Raw genomic sequence first — 15,456 nt, 5'->3', positions numbered from 1 at the left:
GAATAGACTTGCTGTTGACATCTCGGTATCATCGTTTTCACATGCCGCTACCGGGGAGTGCCTTGCCATGCCGCCTGCCGGACAACAACTGACGTACTCGATTGCGCTGGGTGCCAGCTATGTGCTGGCGCAGCTGGCCTTGACGGCCTGGGCCGGCACGCACGCGCCGTACGTCAGCTATGCATTCAGTATTGTCTCGCCCCTGCTGGCGCTGGCCGCCTGTTGCCGCTGCGCCTACGTCAGCGCGGCAGGCGCCGCCAGGACAGGCTGGGCCCTGTTCGCCGTGGCCATGCTGTTCTGGAGCACGGGCATGACATTGTCGGCCTGGCAGGATCTGAGCGGACAAGTGGCCTCCGACGCCACGTATTTTTCCGATTTCGCCTATTTCATGTATGGCGCGCCCCTGCTGCTGGCCATCTCGTCCGTAACGCACAACCATCGCTCGCGCACCTTGCAATGGCTCGATGCCGTGCAAGTGCTGCTGGCGGCCTACCTGGCTTATACAGCCATCTTTTCCGTGTCGCCATTCGACCAGCGCTCGATCGCGCCGATTCCCGCCAGCCTGCTGGTACTGACCTACAACGTGGAAAACCTGGTCCTGGCCTGTTGCGCTTCGCTGCGCCTGCTGGCGCACCGCCGCGATGGCGGACAAGGCCGCTTTTACCTGTTGCTGACGGTGTTTTTATGGTGCTACGCGGGCTGCGCGGCCGCGTATAACTATCTGACCTTGCATGGCGTGACGCAAGCATGGAGCGAAGTGCTGCCGAGCCTGCCGTTCCTGCTGCTGGTGCTGCTGGCCACGCGCGTCACGGCGGCGCAGTCCGCGGCCGAAAGTACACAGGCGCAGCAAGCCCCGCAAAAGCTGACCCTGCTGATCGACAATTTCAGTCCCATCTTCTTTACGGCCGCCCTGCTGGGCCTGGGCTTTGCCGTCATGCGCGCGCATTTCTACCTGGCGGCGGCGTCGCTGTTCGTCGCGCTGCTGGTCCACGCGCTGCGCTCGGCCACCCTGCAAAGCCGCTACATGCAAAGCGAACTGGCCTTGCGCGCCGCGCATGACAAACTGGAAAAGTTGTCGCTGACAGATGGCCTGACGGGCATCGCCAACCGGCGCTGCTTCGACCAGACATTGCAGCTGGAGTGGCAGCGCGCCGCGCGCAACCATCAAGGGCTGGCGCTGTTGATCATCGATATCGATTTCTTCAAAAGCCTCAACGACACCTTCGGCCACCCGTACGGCGACGCCTGCCTGGTGCGGATCGCCGCCGCCCTGCACTCGGCGCTGCCACGCGCCAGCGACCTGGCGGCACGCTTCGGCGGCGAGGAGTTTGCCGCCATCCTGCCCGCCACCGATGGCGACGGCGCGCTGGCCGTGGCGCACAAGATGCAGGAAGCGATCGCCGCGGCCGCCATCGTCCACGCGCCGTCGCGCGGCGGCCTGGTGACGGCCAGCATCGGCCTGGCACTGAGTGACGGCGGCCAGACGCCGGAACAATTGCTGGCCGCCGCCGACCAGGCCCTGTACCGGGCCAAGCAGAATGGCCGCAACCGGGTCGAAGCCTAGCCTTTCAGCTTATTGGTAATGACTTTCCATTGCGCCGGCGTCACGGGCGTGATCGACAGCCGGCTGCCCTTCTTGAGCAGCAGCATGTCTTCCAGTTCCGGCATCTGGCGCATCTCGGACAGGGGCAGCAATGCTGTCTTCTTCAGGCCGCGCACGTCGACGCTGATCCAGCGCGGCTGCTCCTGTGTGGCCTTGGGATCGAAATATTTGCCGCCCTCTTCAAACTGGCTGTGATCGGGATACGCGCCGCTGGCCACTTCGGCCACGCCCGCCACGCCCGGCTGCGGGCAGCTCGAGTGATAGAACAGTACGCCATCGCCCGGCTGCATGCCATCGCGCATGAAGTTGCGCGCCTGATAATTGCGCACGCCAAACCACGGCATGATGTGCTGGGGCGCCGCCATCAGGTCGTCGATGCTCACTTCATCGGGTTCGGATTTCATCAGCCAGTATTGTTTCATGCAGACTCCGTATCAAAGTGACAGGCGTAAAAAAACGGTTGCGCATCAATGCTGCAACCGTTTTCAGTTGTACTACCAAGTTACTGCGAATTGGGCCCCGCCTGTGCCGCTATGCCGGCATCCCGAACCAAACGGTTCAAGGTGGTCACGTTAGTTCAATTTCGGGTTCGTCGAACGAGCGACGCTCACTCCCATCAAACAAAATTCGCAACCGATGCGCATAAATGGTTCAAGGAATATATGGCAATCGCGAACACCGCAGGGTAGACCCAAGTTTACTCCTTTGATCGCGCATCTCAAAGACAAATCGTCGCGTGCACGCTTAAAAAAGGTTTTCCTGGGGCGTCAGCGCGCTATCCAATACCGTGTGCATGGCCGAGATTTTCTGCTTCACTTCCAGGATCGTCAATTCCGACAGCGGACCTTGCGGCGACTTCACGGAGAGGAACTCCGCGGCCACGCCCAGGGCGGCCAGTACGGCGATGCGGTCGTTGCCCTTGACCTTGCCCGCGTCGCGGATGGCTTTCATTTTGCTATCGAGATAGATCGCCGCTTCGCGCAGCGCGCGCTCTTCGCCGTCGCGGCACACCATGCTGTAGGACTGGCCCATGATATTGACATCGACACGCGGCATCACGCTTCCTTCTCGTTCTCTGCAATATAGGCGCCCGCTTCCGAAGCGGCTTGCTCCAGGCCGGCTTGCACCAGTTCGGGAATTTTTTCCAGCAAGGCTTCCACCCGCTCCTGCGCCTCGCGCATGCGCTGCACGTACAGGGCGTTCTCGGCGGCCAGCGCGGCGTTATCCTTGCGCAGTTGCGCGTTTTCACGGCGCAGCGCATGGGTCATTTCGGCCAGCAGGCCTATTTTGTCGGATAATTCGTTGAATTCGGAAATCATCCCGCCACTATAGGGCGGACGCTCCATGGGCGTCAATCGAATCACGCCGCTGTCACACATATTTACATCAATGCAGGTCAGTTGCCGTGAAATACACGCTTTTTCCGGCGCTTTTCGCCAAGTGCGCGCATCTGCCAGCGCCGTGATGGCAGCGTTTTACTCGTCGACGTAATCGGGTTCGATATCGAGTCCGCCATAGCGGTTTTCACAAGAGCGGCGCGTCAGCGTCTGTTGTCCGCTCTTGCCGTCAAGCACCATCGTCAAATCGCGGCAAGTACGGCCGTAGCTGCCAGGTTTGCCGTCCGTGCCCGAGGGCGTCAGGCGCACCGCCAGCGGTACCGCATTGCCCAGTCCCTTGTTGCTCCACTGGCGCGTCTTGCCATCCTCTTCATCTTTCAAGGTGCGCACGGCGGCCGTCAACAGGGCTTGCTTTTCCTTGGCATTCAGCTTGGCGATGGTGACGTCGGACAGGAAAGGCGGATACACGACGGGCGCCGGATCTTTGCCCTGCACATCCCAGCGGCCGCTGCTCTGCGAACAGGTGCGGCGGCTCAGGTCCTGCGTTTTACCAGCTGCCGTGACGATGAATTTCAAGTCGCGGCACACATGCGCCTTCAGGCTGTGCTCCGTCATGCCGGAATTGCTGAAGTTATACGTGACTTTGACCAGCACGCCGCGGTCGCCGCCGTTGTCCCACACGTGCGCTTCCTGGTCGTCGTCATCCTTGTTCAGATCGTTGAACAGGTCGTTCAGCAGCATTTCCTTTTCCTGCGGCGTCAGGGCGGCCACGGTGATCTCGTCGACGATGGTGGGCGTTTGCGCGACGGCATTGCCCAGGCAGGCGAGGCCGATGACGGTGGCGCCCAACAGGCGCAGGGCGGTACGGGAAGTGGTCGATGGCATGGCGTGCTTTCTCGTGCAGGTGGCGATATATGGTGATATTGATATGCAATTACAATCATCTTATCAAAGTCCATAGTAAAACTGTGTTTCCTGTACGTACAGGAACGCCGTTCGCCTGACGGGCATGCTAGAGTCGCGCCTGTTGCTGACGCCCGGGAACGAGGCTTGCGTTTGCGCAAACCCTGCGTAAATGCAGGCTGCGCAGAACGTCTAAGCTTATCTTCCCGGAGAATAAGCCCTTGAATAAGCCCCCTACCGTCCCTATAATTAGCACTCGTTAGTAGAGAGTGCTAACAAACTCTTTCGTAGCAATCCTCAGGACATGATGGTGTCTGCCGGGCAACAGCAGGGAACGCTACGCGGCGGGCGACGCCGCGATGCCACCACTGCCTAGCTGGCACGCACCCGATGACATGGGGTTTGCTTGACCGTTGCGGGCTGCTTTCAACGGCGGTCACTGAAAGCACGCCTGGCGCTGTGCCAGGCATGTATTCATTTAGCAACACCTATCCATTGAACTTTAAGGAGTTTTGTATGAATCTGCGCCCATTGAACGATCGCGTCATCGTCAAACGCCTCGACCAGGAAACCAAAACTGCGTCCGGCCTCATCATTCCTGATGCAGCTGCTGAAAAACCGGATCAAGGCGAAGTCCTTGCCGTAGGCAATGGCAAGATTCTCGACGACGGCAAAGTCCGTCCTCTGGATGTCAAAGTAGGCGACCGCGTCCTGTTCGGCAAATACGCTGGCCAAACCGTCAAAGTTGACGGCGATGAGCTGCTGGTCATGCGCGAAGAAGACATCATGGCGATCGTCGTCAAGTAATTGTTTCCACGTTGTAGACAGATACATCCCGAAACTCAGGAGAATTGAACATGGCAGCTAAAGAAGTAGTATTCGGCGACGCAGCGCGCGCCAAGATGGTCGAAGGCGTCAATATCCTCGCCAACGCAGTCAAAGTCACCTTGGGCCCGAAAGGCCGCAACGTCGTTCTGGAGCGCTCGTTCGGCGCCCCTACCGTCACCAAGGATGGTGTGTCGGTAGCGAAAGAAGTTGAACTCAAAGACAAGCTCATGAACATGGGCGCGCAAATGGTCAAGGAAGTTGCTTCCCGCACCAGCGACAACGCCGGCGACGGCACCACCACCGCAACCGTGCTGGCACAAGCCATCGTGCGCGAAGGCATGAAGTTCGTTGCCGCCGGCATGAACCCGATGGACCTGAAGCGCGGTATCGACAAAGCTGTTGCAGCCACCGTCGAAGAACTGGCGAAAATCGCCCGTCCTTGCACCACGACCAAAGAAATCGCCCAAGTTGGCGCGATCTCGGCGAACTCGGACTACTCGATCGGCGAGCGTATCGCTGAAGCGATGGAAAAAGTCGGTAAAGAAGGCGTCATCACCGTGGAAGACGGCAAGTCGCTGAACGACGAGCTGGACATCGTTGAAGGCATGCAGTTCGACCGCGGCTACCTGTCGCCATACTTCATCAACAACCCAGAGAAACAAGTTGCCGTACTGGACAGCCCATTCGTCCTGCTGTGCGACAAGAAAATCTCGAACATCCGTGACCTGCTGCCGGTACTGGAACAAGTCGCAAAAGCTGGCCGTCCACTGCTGATCATCGCAGAAGACATCGAAGGCGAAGCGCTGGCGACCCTGGTTGTGAACAACATCCGCGGCATCCTGAAAACCTGCGCAGTGAAAGCCCCTGGCTTCGGCGACCGCCGCAAAGCCATGCTGGAAGACATCGCTGTCCTGACCGGCGGCCAAGTGATCGCTGAAGAAGTCGGCCTGACCCTGGAAAAAGTGACCCTGGCCGAACTGGGCCAAGCGAAACGCATCGAAGTGGGCAAAGAAAACACCATCGTCATCGATGGCGCCGGCGAAGCTGCCTCGATCGAAGCACGCGTGAAACAGGTGCGTGTACAGATCGAAGAAGCGACCTCGGACTACGACCGTGAAAAACTGCAAGAGCGCGTCGCCAAACTGGCTGGCGGCGTTGCCGTGATCAAGGTTGGCGCAGCCACCGAAGTCGAAATGAAAGAGAAAAAAGCCCGCGTTGAAGATGCACTGCACGCTACCCGCGCTGCCGTGGAAGAAGGCATCGTGCCAGGCGGCGGCGTAGCCCTGCTGCGCGCACGCGCCAACATCACGGTCAAGGGCGACAATCCTGATCAAGACGCTGGTATCAAGATCGTCCTGCGCGCAATGGAAGAGCCACTGCGCATGATCGTGCAAAACGCTGGCGAAGAAGCTTCGGTCGTCGTGGCAGCCGTACTGGCTGGCACGGGCAACTACGGCTACAACGCTGCCAACGGCACGTATGGCGACATGGTTGAAATGGGCGTTCTGGACCCAGCCAAAGTGACCCGTTCGGCACTGCAAAACGCCGCTTCGATCGCTTCGCTGATGCTGACGACCGACTGCATGGTCTGCGAAATCGCTGACGACAAAGCAGGCGGCGGCATGGGCGGCGGCATGGGTGGTATGGGCGGCATGGGCGGCATGGACGGCATGATGTAATGTCCGGCGGCCAGTCGCGCAGGCGACGGCACGACTGGCCGCATACGCCGGGACAGGGCTGGCAGACCAAAAGCTGTCAGCCCCTCCCCGGCGGCCCCGAAAGCCACCTTCTACGGAAGGTGGCTTTTTTTCGTCTATGAATTTGGCAAACCCGTTTGGCAAACCCGTTGGCAAGCCCGGCGATTGCCCGCCTGCCCGTTTTGCTTTAGCATGGCCGCCATCGTCTTTCTTTCTCATCCCACCATCATGCCGCCACGCGCCTCTTCTTCCAAAACCACCATCATCGCCGGCATCCTGGCCGGCTTGCTGGCCGCCGGGCTCGGCGCTTTCTACCTGCACCAGCAATCCGCGCCGCATGGTGACCATGCCCCTGCCGCGAGCAACCAGACGACGGCGCAAGAGCAGAACGCGCGCGCCGTCGATGCCTTGCTGGCTTTGCCGGAAATCAAGGCCTGGTCGGCGCATATCGAAAAGGCCTCGGGCGGCCGCGCGCACGGCGCCGTAATGGAAACGTCGCCCGAGACGCGCCTCGTCGATGGCGTCGCCTGCTATCAGCTGAGCTTTTTCGAAAGCACGCCCGATGCGGCGCACCGCTGGGAAAGTTTCGTCGTCACGCCCGACGGCAAGCGCATCCTCGTCGACGACATCGCCAGCGGCGACCTGATCACCCTGGAACAATGGCGCAAGGACAACGCGCCCATGCAGCGCATCGCGCCGCAGTAACGCTCCACGCGGGCGTCCCCTGCGGCGAGACGCTGGCGTTGCAGCGCAAGCTTTACTTTCTGGCATCGAAGCCCGATACTCGGCCACATGCCCGCCATCATTGTCCGCTCCCTCACGCCAGACGACGCCTGCGCCTACCGCGCGCTGCGCCTGGCCGGCATCGCCGAACTGCCCGCCGCCTTCTGCACCACGCATGCGGCGGAAAGCGGCTTGCCCTTGGCACGGATAGCCGAGCGCTTGCGCGCCACATCGTACCAAATAATATTTGGCGCTTTCGACAAGGAACAATTGATCGGCATTGCCGGCCTGCGCCGCGAACCGATTGCCGTCGTGCATGACAAGGCCGGCCTGTGGAACGTGTACGTGACACCGCAGGCACGCGGCTGCGGCGCGGGACGGCAACTGGTGCAGGCAGCCATCGCGCACGCCTGCGGCGTGCCCGAACTGGCCCGCGTGCGCCTGGCCGTGGCACAGGACAACAACGCGGCATTGACCCTGTACCTGGGCTGCGGTTTTACCCTGGCGGACGGTCCCGCATCGGATGGCATGCTGCAAATGCAACTATTACTGCCCCGCCCTGCCCGTGCAAGTGCCGAAAGTAATGTCTTTATGAAAATCAATACCTTACAAATCCCTGCGAAATAGCGGACAGGCCGTTTTTTCTGTTGCAAGCAAACGCGGCAGGCCTTAGCATCGCGGCTTACAAAAAAAACTTGGGGAGAGCCAATGTCATCGGCCGAGACACAAACCGCCACGGGCAAAATGCCCCGGCAAATACCGTACATCATCGCCAACGAAGGCTGCGAACGCTTCAGCTTTTATGGCATGCGCAACATCCTGACGCCATTCCTCATCAGCACCTTGCTGCTGATGATCCCGATCGACCAGCGCACGGGCGAAGCCAAGCACGTGTTCCACACCTTCGTCATCGGCGTGTACTTCTTCCCGCTGCTGGGCGGCTGGCTGGCCGACCGCTTCTTCGGCAAATACAACACCATCTTCTGGCTCAGCCTCGTGTATTGCGCCGGCCATGCCTGTCTGGCCCTGTTTGAAAACAGCGTCAACGGCTTCTATTTCGGCCTGTTCCTGATCGCCTTCGGTTCCGGCGGCATCAAGCCGCTGGTGGCCTCGTTTGTCGGCGACCAGTTCGACCAGACCAACAAGCACAAGGCCAAGCTGGTCTTCGACCTGTTCTACTGGATCATCAACTTCGGCTCCTTCTTCGCCTCGCTGCTGATGCCGCTGTTCCTGAAAAAGTATGGCCCGTCGATCGCCTTCGGCATCCCCGGCCTGATGATGCTGGCCGCCACCATCGTCTTCTGGATGGGTGCCAAGAAATACGTGCACGTGCCGCCAGCGCCGCCGAACCCCGATTCGTTTACCCGCGTGGCCCGCACGGCCCTGCTGGCCCGCGTCGATGGCGGTTCGCGTCCCGGCTTGTACGTGGCCTACGTCGGCGTGATCGGCGCCCTGTATGCGTTCTACAGCATTCCCGAATGGGGCTTCGTGATTTCCGCGTGTACCGCGCTGGTATTGCTGCTGGCCTTCGGCAGCATCGGCACGGCCATGCAGCTGGAACGCGCACGCGGCATCCACCCTGACGAAGCCGTCGAAGGCGTGCGCGCCGTGCTGCGCATCCTCGTCATCTTCGCCCTCGTCACGCCGTTCTTCTCGCTGTTCGACCAGAAGGCCTCGACGTGGATCGTGCAGGCGAACACCATGGAAAAACCAAGCTGGTTCCTGCCGGCGCAGATGCAGGCGCTGAACCCGATGCTGGTGATGCTCCTGATCCCGTTCAACAACCTGGTGCTGTACCCGATGCTGAACCGCTTCGGCTGGGAAGCGACGGCCCTGCGCCGCATGACGGCCGGTATCGGCTTTTCCTCGCTGGCGTGGATCGTCATCGGCTTGCTGCAACTGGCCCTCGACAGCGGCAGCGCCGTCTCCATCATGTGGCAAATCCTGCCGTACGCGCTGTTGACGTTCGGCGAAGTGCTGGTCTCGGCGACGGGGCTGGAGTTTGCCTACAGCCAGGCGCCCGTCTCGATGAAGGGCGCCATCATGAGCTTCTGGAATCTGTCGACGACGGTGGGCAACCTGTGGGTGCTGATCGTCAACCGCAGCGTCATGAACGAAGGCGTGATCGGCAAGATCGCCGAAAGCGGCATCAGTGTGACGGCCTTCCAGATGTTCTTCTTCGCCGCCTTCGCCGCCGTGGCCATGCTGGCCTTCGGCCTATATGCGAAGCGCTACAAGATGGTCGACAACTACCGCCAGGCGGTGGTGCCGGGCAAGGCGTGATGTAAGTAACTGAATTGACAAAGCGTCCGCCAGCAATGGTCGGGCGCTTTTTTTATTTCCAGTCGTACTATTCAGGCCGGCATCTCGCGCAGCCGTTTGCTTGACCGCCGCAATCCATCGAAAATGGATGCGGCTACATCAGCGGGGAAATCCTGCGCCAGAAGCGCACTGACTTGAGCGATGACGTCATCCACGCTGGCCAATACCTCTTCGATGATATGTTCGGCAACGGCCGCGCCCAGGCCGACTTGCCGGGCATGGCTGGACCAATGGCGGCGCTGGATCTCGTCGATGTGATAGTGATTTCCCGCTCCGCGCAGCGCCATGGCCAGCCTCGCGCGCCGATACGCAAGCTGATGCGCGCCATTGCCGATGATCGGATGGGCGGACAAGATGTCATACAGCGGGGTTGCCTGGAATTGGCGATGGGGCAGGTGAACGATGCTGAAGTTCTTGGCATGTCCATCGGTGGCTGCCAGCAGCCAGAAAATGAGCTGCGTTTTGAAAAACCGTTGTCGATCACTTTCAGCTTGTGCGGAACCGAGCAAAATCTCCATGATCCTGGTAATCCCTGGCCCCCCATCGGCCTGGTATTTCCGCAACGGCGAGGTGCCGGTAGCCTGGCAAAAATCCTCCTGCGGCAATCGTATTATCCAGCTGCCGTCATGCGAAAGGCGGCGGTCGAAACGTTCGACCACCAGGGTTTTCAGCCCATCGAAGGTCTGGATCGAGCAGGAGGCCGTAGGTAGCCCGAAAGCATGCATGATTTGCGAGCACAGCCATTCATTTTCCACCGAGGTGCGCATGTCGGCCTGCATATTGCCCACCAGCCCCATCGGCAATTTGAAGATATGCGTAGTGGGAGTGTTGCCCGTGGGTCGGTGCCATTGGCCTTGATGCCACAGCAAGGCGCTTTTTTCCTGAGCACCGGCAATCGACAAGCGCAGCTCATCCGCTTCTGTCCCGTGCCCAAAAGGTTTCTCGGCAAGAGTATTGCGCAAGATGCCGGCGACGCCCGCCGCATCGAGCGGCTCGCCTGTAATGGAAAACAGATCCACCGGCGTTTCACCGGGCGGCAGCAACTGGATCGCACCGACACAGTCTCGCCCGACTGCTGCAAGCAGTTGATACGGTTCAATACCGTCGGTATGAAAATGCAAGGCCAGACGGCGCCGGATCGGTTCACTGTCGGGCAACAGATTATCGAAGTAATGCTGGACCACGGCGCCCCGGTAAGCCTCGTTGTGCGGCTTGAAGGGCATGGAGAGCGACAATGGTCGTCCGGCCTCGTCATCGAGCCACGTATCGAAATACGTGAACGAGGATTTGCCTGGCATGGCATCCCAACAGCCGACAGGCGTACCGTTCAGCCAGACGTTCAGGCGTTGCGCATGTGCTTTTCTTCCCATGACTTACCAGACGTCCTTCTCCCCGGATGGGGGAACGATTTTTTCCGGCCGCATTCCCCCCATGCTACCTCTGGACGCGGGGATAGCATCGGCACTTGCCAATTCCATCTCCACACCAAGCAGGCGCAATATCAGATACAGGCGCTCGACGCTGGTCGAAGCAGGATTGGCTTCGATCTGCGCGTAACTTTGCTGTGTCACGCCAAGCCGCTCCGCCAGGGCTTGCTGGGTAAGTCCAGCCTGCTTGCGGTAGCTGATCAGCAAAGGGCGTAGTTGCTGCAGGGTTTTGATGGGGTAGCGCATGAGGTAACTCCGGACGGTTAGCTCATAGTATAGAAGCAATCAAACAAGATACAAGTCATAGGCTGTATTTTAAAAATACAACCCAAACGCTGTAAATTCATAATACAACCCTCAAACTGTAAATCGAAATGACAGTTTGAAGGTTGTATTTGTCAGGTCGTCACCGTGGGCGCATCGCGCCCCGTGCGCTCGCGGATCTGCGCGACCTGCTGCGCCACCGCGATCAGCCCCGCCAACGCTTCCTGGGTGGGAATATCGTGCCGGGCCGGATCGGCTTCGTAGCGCTCCAGGTACAAACGCAGGGTGGCTCCCTCGGTGCCCGTGCCGGACAGGCGCAGCACGATGCGCGCGCCGTCCGTCATGATGATGCGGATGCCCTGCTGCGTGGCCACGGAGCCGTCGACGGGGTCCGTGTAGCTGAAGTCGTCGGCCAGCGCCACCGTGTAGCCATTGACGACCTGGCCCGGCAAGGCGGCCAGCTGGCCGCGCACGGCCTCCATCAGCTGCGCCGCGCAAGCGCTGTCGATGTCTTCGTAGTCGTGGCGCGAATAGTAGTTGCGGCCATACATGGCCCAGTGCGCGCGCACGATGTCTTCCACCGATTGCTTCTTCTCTGCCAGCAGGTTGAGCCAGAACAGCACGGCCCACAGGCCATCCTTTTCCCGCACGTGGTTCGAGCCCGTGCCGTAGCTTTCTTCGCCGCACAAGGTGGCCATGCCGGCGTCGAGCAGGGTGCCGAAGAACTTCCAGCCCGTCGGCGTCTCGTAGCACGGGATGCCCAGCGCGCCAGCGACCCGGTCGGCCGCGCCCGACGTGGGCATGGAGCGGGCGATGCCGGACAAACCGGCGCGGTAGCCGGGCGCCACGCTGGCGTTGGCGGCCAAAATCGCCAGGCTGTCCGAGGGTGTCACGTCGAAGCGTCGGCCGACGATCATGTTGCGGTCGCCGTCGCCATCGGAGGCGGCGCCAAAGTCCGGCGCATCGTCGCTGGCCATGCGCGTAATCAATTCCTGCGCGTTGACGGGATTCGGGTCCGGATGGCCGCCGCCAAAGTCTTCCAGGGGCAGACCGTTGATGACGCTGCCCTTCGGCGCGCCCAGCATGCCTTCCAGGATGGCCGTCGCATACGGGCCGGAGACGGCGTGCATGCCGTCAAAGCAGATGCGCAAGCCGCCCGCGAACAGGACGCGGATGGCGTCGAAATCGAACAGCTGCTGCATCAGTTCCGCGTAGTCCGCGACGGAATCGATCACTTCGACCGTCATCTGCTCGATGCGCACGGTGCCCAGGGTATCGAGGTCGATATCGGCAGCGTCGCTGATCCGGTATTCGGTGATAGCCTGCGTGCGCGCAAACATGGCTTCGGTGACCTTTTCGGGCGCCGGGCCGCCACTGGCGATGTTGTACTTGATGCCGAAATCGCCATCGGGGCCGCCCGGGTTATGGCTGGCCGACAGGATGATGCCGCCGCTCGCGCCCTGCTTGCGGATCACGCAGCTGACGGCCGGCGTCGACAGGATGCCGCCCTGCCCCAGCAGCACGCGCGCATAGCCGTGCGCGGCCGCCATGCGCAGCACCGTCTGGATGGCCGCACGGTTGTAGTAACGCCCGTCGCCGCCCAGCACCAGGGTCTGGCCGCGGCAGTCGCCGAGCGTGTCAAAAACGCTCTGCACGAAATTTTCCAGGTATTGCGGCTGGCTGAACACGCCCACTTTCTTGCGCAGGCCCGACGTGCCTGGCCGCTGGCCGGCTATCGGCGCCGTATTGATGATTTGAATAGCCATCTTGCCTCCATGTTAACTTTGCATGTTAACGCATGCGCGGCTGGCGGCAAAGCGTTGTACGTCTGCCACGGTGCGGTAAACCGCTTACGCTGGCTGCGGCAATGCCGCAGCTCACTCTTGCATGTCTCGCAACCCAGCACTATAATAAGAATAGTTCTCATTCACATTTAGACTCTCACCAGAGTCTGCTCCCAGTCACCGGCTGGTGCGCAGCTGGATGACACGCTGCGCCAGCCAGGCACTACGCCAAGCAAGCCTTTCCCTATCAATACCTGTGTGCCGCACAACGGCAGGCGCACGAGAAGAAGGATGTTTCATGGCGCGAGCACGTTCGCTGGCCGGCATGGTTGCCGGCCCGTTTTCCCCACCCATTTCCAAGGTTGCCATGCGCCCGCTGGCCATCGCCGTGCATTCGGCCTTGCTGACGGCGGCGCTGGGCGCTGGCGCGGCCCTGGCAGCGGAAGCACCCGCCAAGCCCGAAGAAGCCACCTTGAGCGAAATCAAGGTGCAGGCCCAGCAAGACAAGGCGTCGACCGAGCACACGGGTTCCTACACCACCAAGCAGATGGCCACGGCCACGCGCATGGGTCTGTCCATCCGCGAAACGCCGCAATCGATTTCCGTGGTGACGCGCCAGCGCATGGACGACATGGGGCTGAACAGCCTGGCCGAGGTGCTGGTGCAATCGACGGGCGTGACGGTGCAGGAAAACGACAGCGAACGCACGAGCTTTTCGACGCGCGGCTTTTCCATCGGCAATTACCAGATCGACGGCGTGGCCGTCAATTCCGGCAGCAATGCGCTGTTCGACACGGCCATCTATGACCGCATCGAAATCGTGCGCGGCGCCACGGGCCTGGTCAGCGGCAATGGCGACCCGTCGGCCACCATCAACATGCTGCACAAGCGTCCAGGCAAGGAGTTCGCCGCCTCGGCCGGCCTGACCGTGGGTTCGTGGAACAAAGTCCGCCTCGAAGGCGACATCAGCGCGCCGCTGAACGCCGACGGCAGCATCCGCGGAAGAGTCGTCGTGGCAGGCCAGAACCGCCATTCCTATATGGACCTGTACAAGGAACGCAAGCTGGTGGGCGCCGTCATCGTCGAGGCGGACCTGACGCCGGACACTCTGCTGACGGCCGGCATCGACTATCAAAAGAATACGCCGAAAGGCACGAGCTGGGGCACCACGCCCCTGTTCTTCTCGGACGGCACCTCGGCCAACATGCCCCGCTCGTTCAACATGGCGGCCAAGTGGAGCAGCTGGGAGCGTGAATTCGAAAACAAATACGTCTACCTCGAGCACCGCTTCGCCAATGACTGGAAGATCAAGGCTGCCTACGGCCGCCTGGACAGCTCCTCGAACGGCAAGCTGTTCTACGGTGGCAGCGGCTTTCCCAACCGCGACGGCAGCGGCCTGGAAGTCTGGAGCGGCGCCTTCCCCTACGATGAAAAGCAGGACAACTTCGACCTGTCGGCCAATGGCGCCTTCACCCTGTTCGGCCGCCAGCACGACCTGGTGCTGGGCGTGAACGGCTGGAAGCGCACCGGCACGACGAATGAAACCTTGCTGCCCGATCCGCTGCCCTACGCCACCACCATCCCCGACTTCCGCCACTGGACGGGCGACGTGCCCGAGCCGGTACTGACGCGCACGGGCGCGCGCGACATCGCCACCACCAAGCAGTCGGGCGCTTTCATCGCCACGCGCATCAACGTCACGGACAACTTCAAGGTGCTGGCCGGCGCACGCGTCTCGCGCTGGGAAACATATAACGACCGCATCGACACCCAGGGCCGTTTCGTGAAGCGCAGCTCCGCCTACAAGACGGACGACGTCGTCACGCCGTATGCGGGCGTGGTGCTCGACGTGAGCAAGAGCACCTCGCTGTACGCCAGCTACACGGACCTGTTCAAGCCGCAAAACCTGAAGGACAAGAACAACGCCTTCCTCGACCCGATCACGGGCAGCAACGTGGAAGCGGGCGTGAAGAGCGAATTCTTCGACGGCGCCGTGAATGCTTCGTTCGCCGTGTATGAAGCCAAGCAGGACAACCTGGGCGAGGAAGACAAATCGGTGCCGCTGACCTTCGTGCTGCCCGATGGCAGCCGTCCCTATGTCTCTTCGGGCAAGGGCACGAAAAGCAAAGGCTACGAAGCGGAAGTGTCGGGCAGCCCCTTGAGCGGCTGGCAGCTGTTCGCCGGCTACACGCACAACAAATCGAAGACGGGCAAGGGCGTGGTGACCAACACCATCCAGCCGACCAATATGCTGCGCGTCTCGACCACCTACCGCCTGCCGGGCGAGCTGCAAAACGTCACCGTCGGCGGCGGCTTGAACTGGCAGAACGAGATCTACACGACAGCCACCCTGCCGAACAAAAGCAAGATCCGGGTCAGCCAGGGCAGCTACGTGCTGGCCAACCTGATGGCGCGCTACCAGATCAGCCCGAAACTGTCGGCCAGCCTGAATGTCAACAACCTGTTCGACAAGACGTATTTCCGCCGCGTGGGCTTCTATAACGGCGGCTATTACGGCGAGCCGCGCAACGTGGCGCTGAACCTGCGCTACCAGTACTGAAGCACGAT

The 15,456-nt window shown here is 61.0% G+C and carries 13 protein-coding genes, 1 other RNA gene and 1 pseudogene; 7 read left to right on the top strand and 8 right to left on the bottom strand.

What is annotated here, in order from left to right:
• Positions 1-67: 67 nt before the first annotated feature.
• Positions 68-1,564 carry a GGDEF domain-containing protein gene (locus JAB6_RS03720; RefSeq protein WP_070301407.1) on the top strand — a complete coding sequence of 499 codons (1,497 nt, stop codon included), beginning with the start codon at positions 68-70 and terminating at the stop codon, positions 1,562-1,564.
• On the opposite strand, the gene JAB6_RS03715 is transcribed toward JAB6_RS03720, so the two are convergent.
• From JAB6_RS03715 to JAB6_RS03695, 5 genes are all read right to left on the bottom strand, one after another.
• Complete coding sequence (locus JAB6_RS03715; protein WP_070301406.1) at positions 1,561-2,025, bottom strand: EVE domain-containing protein; 465 nt, start codon at positions 2,023-2,025, stop codon at positions 1,561-1,563. The two genes, JAB6_RS03720 and JAB6_RS03715, sit on opposite strands and share 4 nt — an antisense overlap.
• Positions 2,026-2,115: 90 nt before the next feature.
• Positions 2,116-2,293, bottom strand: a non-coding RNA gene (gene ssrS / locus JAB6_RS03710) — 6S RNA.
• Between the two features lie 54 nt (positions 2,294-2,347).
• Complete coding sequence (locus JAB6_RS03705; protein ID WP_034747344.1) at positions 2,348-2,659, bottom strand: cell division protein ZapA; 312 nt, start codon at positions 2,657-2,659, stop codon at positions 2,348-2,350.
• Positions 2,659-2,922 carry a hypothetical protein gene (locus JAB6_RS03700; protein WP_034747342.1) on the bottom strand — a complete coding sequence of 88 codons (264 nt, stop codon included), beginning with the start codon at positions 2,920-2,922 and terminating at the stop codon, positions 2,659-2,661. The genes JAB6_RS03705 and JAB6_RS03700 overlap by 1 nt, the downstream gene beginning before the upstream one ends.
• A 156-nt stretch (positions 2,923-3,078) precedes the next feature.
• Positions 3,079-3,825, bottom strand: a complete 747-nt coding sequence (locus JAB6_RS03695) for a hypothetical protein (protein WP_070301405.1) — start codon at positions 3,823-3,825, stop codon at positions 3,079-3,081.
• 534 nt (positions 3,826-4,359) lie between these two features.
• Here JAB6_RS03695 and groES point away from each other — a divergent pair.
• From groES to JAB6_RS03670, 5 genes are all read left to right on the top strand, one after another.
• Positions 4,360-4,650 (top strand): co-chaperone GroES, encoded by a 291-nt coding sequence (gene groES, locus JAB6_RS03690; RefSeq protein WP_010400979.1) that lies wholly within the window; start codon positions 4,360-4,362, stop codon positions 4,648-4,650.
• 50 nt (positions 4,651-4,700) lie between these two features.
• Positions 4,701-6,350, top strand: a complete 1,650-nt coding sequence (groL, locus tag JAB6_RS03685) for a chaperonin GroEL (RefSeq protein WP_010400981.1) — start codon at positions 4,701-4,703, stop codon at positions 6,348-6,350.
• A 210-nt stretch (positions 6,351-6,560) separates the two neighbouring features.
• The gene (locus JAB6_RS03680; protein WP_083292510.1) at positions 6,561-7,073 is read left to right on the top strand and encodes a hypothetical protein; all 513 of its coding nucleotides are present in this window, start codon (positions 6,561-6,563) and stop codon (positions 7,071-7,073) included.
• A gap of 87 nt (positions 7,074-7,160) precedes the next feature.
• The gene (locus JAB6_RS03675) at positions 7,161-7,718 is read left to right on the top strand and encodes a GNAT family N-acetyltransferase (protein ID WP_070301404.1); all 558 of its coding nucleotides are present in this window, start codon (positions 7,161-7,163) and stop codon (positions 7,716-7,718) included.
• Positions 7,719-7,799: 81 nt separating this feature from the next.
• Positions 7,800-9,374, top strand: coding sequence for an oligopeptide:H+ symporter (locus tag JAB6_RS03670; protein WP_051990839.1), 1,575 nt, complete (start codon positions 7,800-7,802; stop codon positions 9,372-9,374).
• 71 nt (positions 9,375-9,445) lie between these two features.
• Here JAB6_RS03670 and JAB6_RS03665 read toward each other — a convergent pair whose 3' ends face one another.
• From JAB6_RS03665 to JAB6_RS03655, 3 genes and pseudogenes are all read right to left on the bottom strand, one after another.
• A complete protein-coding gene (locus JAB6_RS03665; protein WP_070301403.1) occupies positions 9,446-10,783 on the bottom strand; it encodes a type II toxin-antitoxin system HipA family toxin in 1,338 nt (445 codons plus the stop codon).
• A gap of 99 nt (positions 10,784-10,882) precedes the next feature.
• Positions 10,883-11,086: pseudogene (locus tag JAB6_RS03660) on the bottom strand (helix-turn-helix transcriptional regulator); the annotation flags it as partial.
• A 152-nt stretch (positions 11,087-11,238) separates the two neighbouring features.
• Positions 11,239-12,870 carry an alpha-D-glucose phosphate-specific phosphoglucomutase gene (locus JAB6_RS03655; protein WP_070301401.1) on the bottom strand — a complete coding sequence of 544 codons (1,632 nt, stop codon included), beginning with the start codon at positions 12,868-12,870 and terminating at the stop codon, positions 11,239-11,241.
• A gap of 316 nt (positions 12,871-13,186) precedes the next feature.
• Here JAB6_RS03655 and JAB6_RS03650 point away from each other — a divergent pair, with 316 nt between their 5' ends.
• A complete protein-coding gene (locus JAB6_RS03650) occupies positions 13,187-15,448 on the top strand; it encodes a TonB-dependent siderophore receptor (protein WP_175444480.1) in 2,262 nt (753 codons plus the stop codon).
• Positions 15,449-15,456: the final 8 nt, after the last annotated feature.

Source organism: Janthinobacterium sp. HH104 (assembly GCF_001758715.1).
Classification (GTDB): Bacteria; Pseudomonadota; Gammaproteobacteria; order Burkholderiales; family Burkholderiaceae_D; genus Janthinobacterium; species Janthinobacterium aestuarii.
The sequence above is the reverse complement of the archived record's forward strand: the minus strand, read 5'-3'. Positions and strand labels throughout refer to the sequence as shown.

What these genes read in the sequence shown, in the direction of transcription:
- JAB6_RS03720 (WP_070301407.1), top strand. Translation starts at nt 68, where the DNA reads ATGCCGCCTGCCGGACAACAACTGACGTACTCGATTGCGCTGGGTGCC.
- JAB6_RS03715 (WP_070301406.1), bottom strand. Translation starts at nt 2,025, where the DNA reads ATGAAACAATACTGGCTGATGAAATCCGAACCCGATGAAGTGAGCATC.
- JAB6_RS03705 (WP_034747344.1), bottom strand. Translation starts at nt 2,659, where the DNA reads ATGCCGCGTGTCGATGTCAATATCATGGGCCAGTCCTACAGCATGGTG.
- JAB6_RS03700 (WP_034747342.1), bottom strand. Translation starts at nt 2,922, where the DNA reads ATGATTTCCGAATTCAACGAATTATCCGACAAAATAGGCCTGCTGGCC.
- JAB6_RS03695 (WP_070301405.1), bottom strand. Translation starts at nt 3,825, where the DNA reads ATGCCATCGACCACTTCCCGTACCGCCCTGCGCCTGTTGGGCGCCACC.
- groES (WP_010400979.1), top strand. Translation starts at nt 4,360, where the DNA reads ATGAATCTGCGCCCATTGAACGATCGCGTCATCGTCAAACGCCTCGAC.
- groL (WP_010400981.1), top strand. Translation starts at nt 4,701, where the DNA reads ATGGCAGCTAAAGAAGTAGTATTCGGCGACGCAGCGCGCGCCAAGATG.
- JAB6_RS03680 (WP_083292510.1), top strand. Translation starts at nt 6,561, where the DNA reads ATGGCCGCCATCGTCTTTCTTTCTCATCCCACCATCATGCCGCCACGC.
- JAB6_RS03675 (WP_070301404.1), top strand. Translation starts at nt 7,161, where the DNA reads ATGCCCGCCATCATTGTCCGCTCCCTCACGCCAGACGACGCCTGCGCC.
- JAB6_RS03670 (WP_051990839.1), top strand. Translation starts at nt 7,800, where the DNA reads ATGTCATCGGCCGAGACACAAACCGCCACGGGCAAAATGCCCCGGCAA.
- JAB6_RS03665 (WP_070301403.1), bottom strand. Translation starts at nt 10,783, where the DNA reads ATGGGAAGAAAAGCACATGCGCAACGCCTGAACGTCTGGCTGAACGGT.
- JAB6_RS03655 (WP_070301401.1), bottom strand. Translation starts at nt 12,870, where the DNA reads ATGGCTATTCAAATCATCAATACGGCGCCGATAGCCGGCCAGCGGCCA.
- JAB6_RS03650 (WP_175444480.1), top strand. Translation starts at nt 13,187, where the DNA reads ATGGCGCGAGCACGTTCGCTGGCCGGCATGGTTGCCGGCCCGTTTTCC.